The organism is Streptomyces boluensis, assembly GCF_009908195.1.
Classification (GTDB): domain Bacteria; phylum Actinomycetota; class Actinomycetes; order Streptomycetales; family Streptomycetaceae; genus Streptomyces; species Streptomyces boluensis.
On the sequence record NZ_JAAAHS010000264.1, the window covers coordinates 1 to 10,912 of the forward strand.

Genomic DNA, 10,912 nt, shown 5'->3' on the forward strand with positions numbered 1-10,912 from the left:
GCCCGCCCCCCTCAGCTCGAACCTCTCCCCCTCCGCCCCGTACGTCACCCTCCCCGGCAGCAGTACCGGTGCCTTGAACTTGGCCTGTACCCGTACCGAACCCTCCGTGCCGTGCTCCGCCGCGCAGCGCGCGACTGTCCACATGCCGTGGGCGATGGCTCGTGGGAAGCCGAAGGCCTTGGCGGTGAGGGGGTGGAGGTGGATGGGGTTGCGGTCGCCGGATGCGGTGCCGTAGCGGCGGCCCAGGTCGGCGGGGAGGGGCCACTCGGCGCGCACGGGCAGTGGCTCGGCCGGGGTGCAGGGCTCCGCCGGCGGGGTGGCGTACGACGTGGGGTGCCGGGCCAGATACGTACTGCGGGACTCCCAGACCAGTTCCCCGGCGAGCCGCGCCTCCGTCACCAGGGTCGCCTCGGTGCCGCGTCGGTGCGGGGCCAACTTCTCGGCGTACACGGTCAGTTCGGGTCGTTCGCCGGAGCGGATCGGGCTGTGCTGGTCGACCGTGAGGGACGTGTGGACCAGGCCGAGCAGCGGCAGCGGGAACGACTGTGCCGCCATCAGCCGCATCGCCAGCGGGAAGCCCAGGATGTGCGGATACGTGACCGGGAGCTCGGCGGCCGTGTCCGGGAAGCCGCACACCGCGCGGTACGCGGCGAGCCGGGCCGGGTCGACCGGGGCGTCCGGCAGGACCAGTCGGGTCGGCGGGGCGACGGCGCCCTCCTTGACCCGCTTCAGCGGCGAGAGCAGCGCGCCGCGCGCGAGCAGCGGGGCGAGGCTCGGGGGTGAGGTGAGCCGTACGACGGTCATCGTCAGGCCCCCAACAGGCTCTGGCCGCAGACGCGGACGACCTGGCCGTTGACGCCGCCCGAGTCCGGGGCGGCGAACCAGGCGGTGGTCTCCGCGACATCGACCGGGAGGCCGCCCTGCGCCAGGGAGTTCATCCGGCGGCCCGCCTCGCGGATGACCAGCGGCACGGCGGCGGTCATCTTGGTCTCGATGAAGCCGGGCGCGACCGCGTTCACGGTGACGCCGTGCTCGGCCAGGGCGCGCGGGGCGAGCGAGCGGACCAGGCCGATGATCCCGGCCTTGGCGGCCGCGTAGTTGGTCTGGCCGACGTTGCCCGCGATGCCCGCGATCGACGCGGTGGCGACGATCCGCCCGCCGCGGTTCAGGGCGCCCGCCGCGAGCAGCGCGTCGGTGGTGCGAAGGACGGCGGCGAGGTTCACCTCCAGGACCGAACTCCAGCGCTCGGCAGGCATGTTGGCGAGCTTCCGGTCCCGGGTGATGCCCGCGTTGTGCACGAGTACGTCGAGGCCGTCGGGGAGCGAGGCGGCCATCCGCGCGCCCGCGTCGTCCGCCGTGATGTCGAGCGGCAGCGCGGTGCCGCCGAGGCGGTCGGCGAGCCGTACCAGGTCGGACTGGGCGGAGGGGATGTCGAGGAGCACGACGTGCGCGCCGTCGCGTGCCAGGGTCTCCGCGACCGAGGCGCCGATGCCGCGTGCGGCGCCGGTGACGAGCGCGGTGCGCCCTGCGAGCGGCCGGGCCGGGTCCGAGGCCGAGGCAGCGCCCCCCGAGGCCGCGGCCGCCTCCGTGGTCTCGATGACCTGGCCGCTGACGTAGGCCGACTTGGGGGAGAGCAGGAAGCGCAGCGTCGACTCGGCGGCGGTGGCCGAGTCGGTGCGCAGGAGGGTCGCGGTGCGGCCCCGGCCGAGCTCCTTGCCGAGGGAGCGTACGAAGCCTTCGAGGCCCTGCTGGACCGCGGCCTGGTGGTGGTCGGTGTCGGACGGCGCGGAGCCGAGGACCACGATCCGGCCGCAGGGCGCGACGGAGCGCACCACGGGGTGCAGGGCGGCGTGCACCTCGGCGAGCGCGCCGAGGTCGGTCACGCCGGTCGCGTCGAGCACGACGGCGGCCGGCTTCTCGGCGTCCGCCTGACCGGTGCTCGGCTTCAGGCCGGTACTCGGCTTCAGGCCCGTGCGGGCGAGCACCTCGTCCAGGCCCTTCAGGGTGGACGTACCCGCGCTCAGGTGGAGCAACGGGCCGTCCAGGGAGGGGTGTTCGGCGGACCAGCGGCGCAGCGGGGCCGGTTGCGGCAGCCCGAACCTGCGGGTCAGGAAGCGGCCGGGCGCGGTTCCGGTGAAGTTCAGATAGCGGTCGGCCATTGTCCAACTCCCAGCTCGGTCGTAAATTTACCTGTGAGTAAGGTTACTCAAGGGTCAGGAGCTGGTCGAGATGAGCACCGAAGAAGCCGCCGGAAACCTCGGACGTCATGGGGTCCGACGTGTGGCGATCCTGGGCGGAAGCCGCATTCCGTTCGCGCGCTCCGACGGGCCGTACGCCACCGCGTCCAACCAGCAGATGCTGACGGCCGCCCTCGACGGCCTTGTGGACCGGTTCGAGCTGCGCGGCAGCTGCGTCGGTGAGTTCGTCGCGGGCGCCGTCCTGAAGCACAGCCGGGACTTCAACCTCGCCCGCGAGACCGTGCTCGGCTCAGGACTCGACGCGCGCACGCCCGCGTACGACATCCAGCAGGCCTGCGGCACCGGGCTTCAGGCCGTCATCGCCGCCTCCAACAAGATCGCGCTCGGGCAGCTCGACAGCGCGATCGCGGGCGGCGCGGACACGGCGAGCGACGCGCCGCTCGGGGTCAACGACGAGCTGCGCAAGATCCTCCTGGAGGTGCGCCGGGCCAGGTCGGCCGGTGCCCGCGCCAAGGCGCTCGCCCGGATCCGGCCGAAGCACCTGGTGCCCGACATCCCGCGCAACTCCGAGCCGCGCACCCGCCGTTCGATGGGCGAGCACGCCGCCGTCACCGCCCGCGAGTGGGACGTGAGCCGCGAGGCGCAGGACGCGCTCGCCGCGACCAGCCACCAGCGGCTCGCCGCCGCGTACGACCGGGGCTTCCTCGACGACCTCGTCGTGCCCTTCCGCGGTCTGCAGCGGGACCAGAACCTGCGGCCCGGCTCCAGCGTCGAGAAACTGGCCACGCTGAAGCCGGTGTTCGGCACCGACGGCGCCAACCCCACGATGACGGCGGGCAATTCGACCCCGCTCACCGACGGCGCCGCGACCGTGCTGCTCGCCAGTGAGGAGTGGGCGGCAGCGCGCGGGCTCACCCCGCTCGCGTACCTCACCGCGTATGAGACCGCCGCCGTCGACTTCGTGGCCGGTGACGTGACCGGCGCGGGCGGCGACGGGCTGCTCATGGCCCCGGCGTACGCGGTGCCGCGGATGCTGGAGCGCGCCGGGCTCGGCCTGGACGACTTCGACCTGGTCGAGGTGCACGAGGCGTTCGCCTCGCAGGTGCTCGCCACGCTCGCCGCCTGGGAGAAGGCGGGGCTCGCGGAGGTCGACCGGGACCGCCTGAACGTCGCGGGCTCGTCCCTCGCCACCGGTCACCCCTTCGCCGCGACCGGCGCCCGCATCGTCGCGACCCTTGCCAAGCTGCTAGCCGAACAGGAGGGTCCGGCACGGGGGTTGATCTCCATCTGCGCGGCGGGCGGCCAGGGCGTGACCGCGATCCTCGAACGGCCGTAGGCCCGTACGCCCGGTACCGCAGGAACGCCCCACTCCGTACGCACCCTCAAGGAACCCCAAGGAGCCCCGTGCCCCGCAACTCCACCGCCCCCGCGTCGCCACCGCTCGTCGAGCCGCACAGAGAGGTGCGGGACGGTGTCGTACGCGAGGTGTCCGTACCGCCGCTCGCGCCCGTCGTGACCGAAGGGTCGCTCGCCGACATCCCGTACACCAACGCCGAACAGGCGCCCGCCGACCCGGTGTTGAGCCGCAAGGGCGCCGACGGGACGTGGCGGGACGTGACGGCGCGGGAGTTCGCCGCCGAGGTGCAGGCGCTCGCCAAGGGCCTGATCGCGCAGGGGCTGCACCCCGGCGACCGGCTCGCGATCATGGCGCGGACCACGTACGAGTGGACCCTGCTCGACTTCGCCGCCTGGGCCGCGGGCCTGGTCACCGTGCCGGTGTACCCGACCTCGTCCGCGTTCCAGACCCGGTGGATCCTGCAGGACTCGGCGGCCGTGGCGCTCGCCGTGGAGACCGGGCCGCAGGCCGCCGCGCTCGGCCCGGAGCGCGACCGGCTCCCGGACCTCGCGCATGTGTGGACCTTCGACGACCTGGCGGGAGTCGCGGAGTCCGGGAGCGGCACGGACGACCAGGAGGTGGCGAAGCGGCGCGCGGAGCTCTCGCCCGACGCGGCCGCCACGCTCATCTACACCTCCGGCACCACCGGCCGCCCCAAGGGCTGCGTCCTCACCCACGGCAACTTCTTCGCCGAGGTGGACAACGCCATCGAACTCCTGCACCCGGTCTTCAAGTCGGTCAGCAGGGAACCCGCGTCCACACTGCTGTTCCTGCCGCTCTCGCACGTGTTCGGGCGGATGGTCGCGATCGGCTGCCTGCGGGCCCGGGTACGGCTCGGGCACGCGCCCAGCATCCAGACCGAGGACCTCCTCGCCGACCTCGGCAGCTTCCGGCCGACCTTCCTGCTCGCCATCCCGTACGTCCTGGAGAAGGTCTTCAACACCGGCCGCGCCACCGCCGAGAAGCTGGGCCGGGCCGCCTCCTTCGACCGGGCCGCCCGCATCGCCCGGCGGTACGGGGAGGCCGTCGAGGCGGCCGAGTTCGGCACCGGGGACGGGCCCGGCCTCGGGCTCAGGGTGGCCCGCGCGCTCTACGACCCGCTGGTCTACCGGCGCATCAGGGCCGCGCTCGGCGGCAAGGTGCGGTACGCGATCTGCGGCGGCTCCCCGCTCGGCCGGCGGCTCGCGGCGTTCTACGCGGGCGCCGGCATCGAGGTCTTCGAGGGGTACGGCCTGACCGAGACCACCGCGGCCGCCACCGTCACCCCGCCCCTCAAGCCCCGCCTCGGCACCGTCGGCTGGCCCATGCCGGGCACCTCCGTACGGATCGCGGACGACGGCGAGGTGCTGCTCAGCGGCGGCCAGGTCTTCGGCGGCTACTGGGACGGGCAGAGCGGAGCCGTACAGCCCGCGCACGACGGCTGGTTCGGGACGGGCGACGTGGGCGTCCTCGACGCCGAGGGCTATCTCTCCATCACCGGGCGGAAGAAGGACATCCTCATCACCACCGGCGGCAAGAACGTCGCCCCCGCCCCCCTTGAGGACTGGCTGCGCGCCCACCCGCTGGTCGGCCAGTGCATGGTCGTCGGCGACAACCGCTCGTACATCACCGCGCTGATCACCCTGGAGCCGGACGGCATCGCGCACTGGCGGCAGATGAAGAAGAAGCAGGACCTCACGGCCGCGGAGCTCGTGCGCGACCCGGAGCTCCTTCAGACCCTGCAGAAGGCCGTCGACGAGGCCAACAAGCTGGTCTCCCGGGCCGAGTCGATCCGCCGCTTCACCGTCCTGCCCGGCGACTTCACCGAGGAGAGCGGCCATCTGACGCCCTCCCTGAAACTCAAGCGGGCGGCGATCGAGCGGGACTTCGCGGCCGAGATCGAGGGGCTGTACACGAAGTGACTCCGGGCGCCGCCGGGACCGGGAGGCGGCCCCGGCGGCCCGCACCTATCGTGAGCGAGGGGCACCTGTACGGAGGGTTGTCACATGCGCACACGCTGTGTGATCGCCGGAGCCGCCGCACTCGTCCTGCTCGGCACCGGAGCCCCGGCGCTCGCGGCGGACGACTCCGGCCCCGACCTGAACCCCTTCTACCGCCAGCGGGTCACCTGGGGTGACTGCGAGGGGCTCGACCAGGCACCCGCCGGGATGCGCTGCGCGAAGGTCTCCGTCCCGCTCGACTACGCCGCACCGCGGAAGGGCACCCTCGAACTCGCCCTGAACCGCATACCCGCCACCGGCGAGAAGCGCGGCTCCCTGCTCGTGAACTTCGGCGGCCCCGGCGGACCCGGCGTCTCCGGACTCGCCGGGATGGCCAAGCAGTTCGGCGATCTGACCAAGTCGTACGACGTGGTGGGCTTCGACCCGCGCGGCGTCGGCACCAGCGCCCCGGTGACCTGCGGCGACGGCAGCGACATGCCGGACGAGCCGCTGGCCGACGACCCCGGCGCCGTCCTGGAGCACGCGGCTCGGCAGTGGAAGGTGTGCCGCAAACACGCGGGCCCCGTCGCCGACCACATCGGCACCGTCAACGTCTCCCGGGACATGGACGTGATGCGCGCGGCCCTCGGTGACGACAAGCTCAACTTCCTCGGCTTCTCGTACGGCACCCGCCTCGGCGCCGTCTACACCGGCCAGTTCCCGCACAAGGTCGGCCGCATGGTCCTCGACGGCGTGGACACGCTCGCCGAGCCGATGGCGGAGCAGCAGCGGGTCGCCGTCGAGGGACAGCAGACCGCCCTGGACAACTTCGCCACCTGGTGCTCGCGGAACGTGGGCTGCGTGCTCGGCAGCAACTCCCGCGACGCCAAGCAGAGCGTCACCGAACTCGTCGAGCAGCTCGACGAACGGCCCGTCGAGCTCGGCGGCGGCATGGAGTACAGCGGCGCCGACCTGGTCACCACCCTCGGCAGTGCCCTGTACCACCGCGACGCCTGGCCCTACCTTTCGCAGGCCATCGCCAACCTCGTGACCGACCGCGACCCGAGGGCCCTGCTCCGGATCGGCGGCGTAACGGTCCCGCCACCGGGCGAGGGCATTCCGCCCGACCAGGGTGCTCCGGCCGACGGCACCGCGCTCACCGGGGTGCTCGCCGCGCGGGCCGGGGACGACGTGGTCGGCAAGGTGGTGCCGCAGGAGGACGTGCCGGTCGACAACTTCGGCGTCGCGCTCGCCATGGTCAACTGCGCGGACGACCCGGACCGGCTCACCGCGGCCCAGCTCTCCGACGAGGCCGAGATCCAGCGCCTCGTGGACGACTACACCGAGGCCTCACCGATCTTCGGCCCGGCCCGCCTCGAACAGGTCCTGCTCTGCGCCGGCCAGCCCAGGGGCACCGACTTCATCCGCAAGATCCGCAACGTCGACACCCCGCGCTTCCTCCTCGTCGGCACCCGCGGCGACCCGGCCACCCCGTACCGCTGGGCCGTGGAGACCACCCGCCGCCTCGGCGACCAGGCGGTCCTCCTGGACAACCAGGGCGACGGCCACACCGGCTACTTCTCCTCCCGGTGCGTGACGCAGAAGGTCAACGACTATCTGCTGTACGGGGAGTTGGGGGCGGGGCCGCTGTACTGCGGGGACGAGTAGCGCGCCCTCCCCGCGCCCCTCGGATCGGCCGGTGCCGGTGTCAGCCGGTGGTCCCTCCGGTGGCCGTCCGGTACAGCGCGGCGGCCCGCTCGTCGAGGAGCACGCTGTAGGACACGTCCGCGGTGTCGCCGCCCTCCTGGTACCCGCCGAGCACGCCGGTGAGCCGTCCGTCGGCGGTGACCCAGGGGCTGCCGCTGGTGCCGGTCGAGAAGTCCGGGCAGGCGACGCGCTGTTGGCTGCCCCGGAACAGGGCCGGCGTCGCCGTGCACGTGCGGGCCGCGTCCTCGGCCGAGGGGTAGCCGGTGAGGGTGACGGGGTGCCCGGTGCGGCCTCGGGGGTCGAGCGTGACGGCGCCGGTCACGTCCTCTATGCGCCGCCCGTCGCGCGCCCGCACGGTGGCGAAGGCCAGGTCGTGCTCCTCGTCCGCGGAGCCCGTCCAGGCGGCGTCGGCGAAGACCCGGTCGACCTGCCACATCCCGTACGGAGCCTCGCCCTCGTGGTAGCCGGGTGCGAAGGCCACATCGGCGCCCTCGGCGAGACAGTGCCCGGCCGTGACGATCAGGTCCCGGCCTTGGCTGTGCACCACGGACGCGGTGCAGAAGTGGCCGCCTCGCAGGTCGTGGCTGAACAGCGCGCCGACCCGGTGATTCGGGCCGGGCACCGCATCCGCCTGGGCACTCGCATCGGACACCACCGCACAGGACAGCAGGACGCTCGCGGCAAACACCGCGCGTATCCGGCTGGGTATCCGATTCGGCATGAATGGCTCCCGTTCGACGGGTTGCGGGAAACATGCACCGGAAAGCTGTGAACGGGCGGTGATAACCGTGGGTGACAACTCGCGGCGACAACCACCCAGAGGAACTCTAGGTGGTCAATCCTTGAACTTCTTGTTCACCGTTCTACCGAACTCTTCCGGGCCTCTTGCCGGGCCTCTTGCCGGACCTGTTCGGGGCCTGTTCCGGAGTGACGGATTCCGTTCCCTGTCGGAAAGCGCGCGGCCGCGGAACGCCCTTGACGGGGTCACTCCGGATGAACAAAACATCGCCCGGCACAAAGGCAGGAGCCCCACTCCCCGCACAAGGCGGGGGCGGGGCTCCTTGGGTACTGCTATCCGTACCGGATCAGAACCTAAAGGTTCCTGGCCTCAATTAGGCCGGGGTGACGTTCTCCGCCTGCGGGCCCTTGGGGCCCTGCGTGACGTCGAAGGTCACGGCCTGGTTCTCCTCGAGGGAACGGAAGCCAGACGCGTTGATCGCGGAGTAGTGGACGAAGACATCCGGGCCGCCGCCTTCCTGGGCGATGAAGCCAAAGCCCTTTTCAGCGTTGAACCACTTCACGGTTCCGGTAGCCATAAAGCCCTCCTATGGGCCAAAGAGTGTCCCTGCTCCAGAACCCCACGCGTGTCAAGCACAATCGCAAAAGTCTGAAAACGACGAGAGCCCGCGGTCACATGCTCCGCAGGCTCTGTACTGCAAGGGAAACTAAACTGCAACTTGCGGCGAGCCTAGCACGCAGCCAGCCGCAAGCGATAGAGGGCAAGATCACTTCACCCGGATGTTTGAGAGGCGTCACCCGGGCGTTGACACCGGGGCTCCAGAGGTTCAAGAGACCCAAGAGGTCGACCCCGGTCACGCACCGTACCGCACACGGGGGCTAGCCTCGCGATGTGGACAATTCTCCTCGCAACCGCCCGCGCGTCGGGCACATCCAGTTCCTGAACTGCCTGCCCCTCTATTGGGGTCTCGCACGGACCGGAACCCTGCTCGACCTGGAGCTCACGAAGGACACCCCGGAAAAGCTCAGCGAGCAGCTGGTGCGGGGTGATCTGGACATCGGCCCGGTCACCCTCGTGGAATTCCTCAAGAACGCGGATCAGCTCGTCGCGATGCCGGACATCGCGGTGGGCTGCGACGGTCCCGTGATGTCCTGCGTGATCGTCTCGCAGCTCCCGCTCGACCGGCTCGACGGAGCCCGCGTCGCGCTCGGCTCCACGTCGCGTACGTCGGTACGCCTGGCGCAGCTGCTGCTCGCCGAGCACATCGGCGTCACGCCCGACTACTACACCTGCCCGCCCGACCTCGGCCTGATGATGCAGGAGGCGGACGCCGCCGTACTCATCGGGGACGCGGCGCTGCGGGCCAATCTGCACGACGGCCCGCGGCTCGGCCTCCAGGTCCACGACCTGGGCCAGATGTGGAAGGACTGGACGGGGCTGCCGTTCGTCTTCGCCGTCTGGGCGGCACGGCGCGACTACCTGGAGCGCGAGCCCGAGGTCGTGAACAAGGTGCACGAGGCGTTCCTCGCCTCCCGCGACGTGTCCCTGGAGGAGGTCACCAAGGTCGCCGAGCAGGCGGCCCGCTGGGAGGCCTTCGACGCGGGGATCCTGGAGCGGTACTTCACGACGCTCGACTTCCGCTTCGGTACGGAACAGCTCGCCGGGGTCAAGGAGTTCGCGCGCCGCGTCGGCCCGAGCACCGGTTTCTCCGCGGACGTGCGGGTCGACCTGCTCCGGGCCTGAGCGGGCCGCCCGGCGTCGTGCCCGTCCGCCCCGGTGATCCGGGGCGCGGCGGGCCGTAGTCTGCTGTGCGGGGCGGCGGTGGCGGACAGCCGGGGGTCGCCACACGTCCGTCGGAGGGGGAAGCCATGCAGCCGCTCGAAGCCGGTGAGCCCACCGTCATCGGGCCGTACCGGCTGCTCGGCCGGCTCGGCGCGGGCGGTATGGGCCGGGTCTACCTGGGGCGCAGCGCCGGTGGCCGGACCGTCGCCGTCAAGGTCGTCCATCCGCACTTCGCGCTGGACGAGGAGTTCAGGGCCCGTTTCCGGCGCGAGGTCGAGGCCGCGCGGCGGGTCGGCGGTGCCTGGACGGCGCCCGTGCTCGACGCCGACCCGGAGGCCTCCGTTCCGTGGGTGGCCACCGGGTACGTGGCGGGGCCGCCGCTGTCCCGCGCGGTCGGCGAGCGCGGTGTGCTGCCCGCGCTGCCCGAGTCCGCCGTACGCGTCCTGGGTGCCGGACTCGCCGAGTCGCTCACCGCGGTGCACGCGCTCGGCCTGGTCCACCGCGACGTGAAGCCGTCCAACGTGCTGCTCACCCTGGACGGCCCGCGCCTGATCGACTTCGGTATCGCCCGCGCCACCGAGGGCACCGCCTCGCTGACCTCGTCGGGCGTCTCCATCGGTTCGCCCGGCTACATGGCGCCCGAGCAGATCCTCGGCAAGGGCGTCACGGGCGCCGCCGACGTCTTCTCGCTCGGCGCGGTCCTCGTCTACGCGGCGACCGGCGGCGCCCCCTTCCCGGGGGACTCGTCGGCTGCGCTGCTCTACAAGGTCGTCCACGAGGAGCCCGAACTCACGCTCCCGGACGGCGACTTGCGCGCCCTCGTCGTCGACTGCCTGGCCAAGGACCCGGCCGCGCGGCCCACTCCGGACGAGGTGGCCCGCAGGCTCGCCCCCGACGGTGCGGCGTCTCTCGCGGTCTCGGGCTGGCTGCCCGGCCGCCTGGTGGAGCAGGTCAGCCGCAGTGCGGTGAGTCTGCTCGACCTGGAGGCGGGTGCCGCTGACGCCTCGGGGGCCGTGGCGCCGGGGCCCCCGCCGCCGTCGCAGCCCGGCCCGCCGTTCGAGCAGCCGGTGTCGTGGCCCGCGCCTGCCGAGGGGGCCCAAGTCTCCGACCAGGTACCGGCGTCGGTGTACATGCCCACGGCGCCGGGCACGCCCGCCCCGCCTTCCCCACC

General features: G+C 72.4%; 9 protein-coding genes. 5 read left to right on the forward strand and 4 right to left on the reverse strand.

Features of this window, described 5'->3' with window-relative positions:
• Positions 1-804 (reverse strand): MaoC/PaaZ C-terminal domain-containing protein (locus GUY60_RS26570; protein ID WP_161702210.1); only part of this gene is annotated, 804 nt, incomplete at its 3' end.
• 2 nt (positions 805-806) lie between these two features.
• Positions 807-2,159 carry a 3-oxoacyl-ACP reductase gene (locus GUY60_RS26575; RefSeq protein WP_161702212.1) on the reverse strand — a complete coding sequence of 451 codons (1,353 nt, stop codon included), beginning with the start codon at positions 2,157-2,159 and terminating at the stop codon, positions 807-809.
• A gap of 70 nt (positions 2,160-2,229) precedes the next feature.
• Here GUY60_RS26575 and GUY60_RS26580 point away from each other — a divergent pair, with 70 nt between their 5' ends.
• The 3 genes from GUY60_RS26580 (at position 2,230) to GUY60_RS26590 (ending at position 7,181) form a co-directional block, all read left to right on the forward strand.
• The gene (locus GUY60_RS26580) at positions 2,230-3,534 is read left to right on the forward strand and encodes an acetyl-CoA C-acetyltransferase (RefSeq protein WP_161702214.1); all 1,305 of its coding nucleotides are present in this window, start codon (positions 2,230-2,232) and stop codon (positions 3,532-3,534) included.
• Positions 3,535-3,602: 68 nt separating this feature from the next.
• A complete protein-coding gene (locus tag GUY60_RS26585; RefSeq protein ID WP_161702216.1) occupies positions 3,603-5,495 on the forward strand; it encodes an AMP-dependent synthetase/ligase in 1,893 nt (630 codons plus the stop codon).
• 84 nt (positions 5,496-5,579) lie between these two features.
• Positions 5,580-7,181, forward strand: coding sequence for an alpha/beta hydrolase (locus GUY60_RS26590; protein WP_161702218.1), 1,602 nt, complete (start codon positions 5,580-5,582; stop codon positions 7,179-7,181).
• A gap of 40 nt (positions 7,182-7,221) precedes the next feature.
• Here GUY60_RS26590 and GUY60_RS26595 read toward each other — a convergent pair whose 3' ends face one another.
• Both GUY60_RS26595 and GUY60_RS26600 read right to left on the reverse strand, forming a co-directional pair.
• Complete coding sequence (locus tag GUY60_RS26595) at positions 7,222-7,941, reverse strand: S1 family peptidase (RefSeq protein WP_161702220.1); 720 nt, start codon at positions 7,939-7,941, stop codon at positions 7,222-7,224.
• Between the two features lie 391 nt (positions 7,942-8,332).
• Complete coding sequence (locus GUY60_RS26600; protein ID WP_016645643.1) at positions 8,333-8,536, reverse strand: cold-shock protein; 204 nt, start codon at positions 8,534-8,536, stop codon at positions 8,333-8,335.
• Positions 8,537-8,850: 314 nt separating this feature from the next.
• On the opposite strand from GUY60_RS26600, the gene GUY60_RS26605 reads away from it, so the two are divergent.
• Both GUY60_RS26605 and GUY60_RS26610 read left to right on the forward strand, forming a co-directional pair.
• Complete coding sequence (locus tag GUY60_RS26605; RefSeq protein ID WP_161702222.1) at positions 8,851-9,702, forward strand: menaquinone biosynthetic enzyme MqnA/MqnD family protein; 852 nt, start codon at positions 8,851-8,853, stop codon at positions 9,700-9,702.
• Positions 9,703-9,827: 125 nt separating this feature from the next.
• A partial coding sequence (locus GUY60_RS26610; RefSeq protein ID WP_161702224.1) for a serine/threonine-protein kinase occupies positions 9,828-10,912 on the forward strand: 1,085 nt, incomplete at its 3' end.

Coding starts and splice junctions, on each gene's coding strand:
- GUY60_RS26575 (WP_161702212.1), bottom strand. CDS start 2,159: ATGGCCGACCGCTATCTGAACTTCACCGGAACCGCGCCCGGCCGCTTC.
- GUY60_RS26580 (WP_161702214.1), top strand. CDS start 2,230: ATGAGCACCGAAGAAGCCGCCGGAAACCTCGGACGTCATGGGGTCCGA.
- GUY60_RS26590 (WP_161702218.1), top strand. CDS start 5,580: ATGCGCACACGCTGTGTGATCGCCGGAGCCGCCGCACTCGTCCTGCTC.
- GUY60_RS26595 (WP_161702220.1), bottom strand. CDS start 7,941: ATGCCGAATCGGATACCCAGCCGGATACGCGCGGTGTTTGCCGCGAGC.
- GUY60_RS26600 (WP_016645643.1), bottom strand. CDS start 8,536: ATGGCTACCGGAACCGTGAAGTGGTTCAACGCTGAAAAGGGCTTTGGC.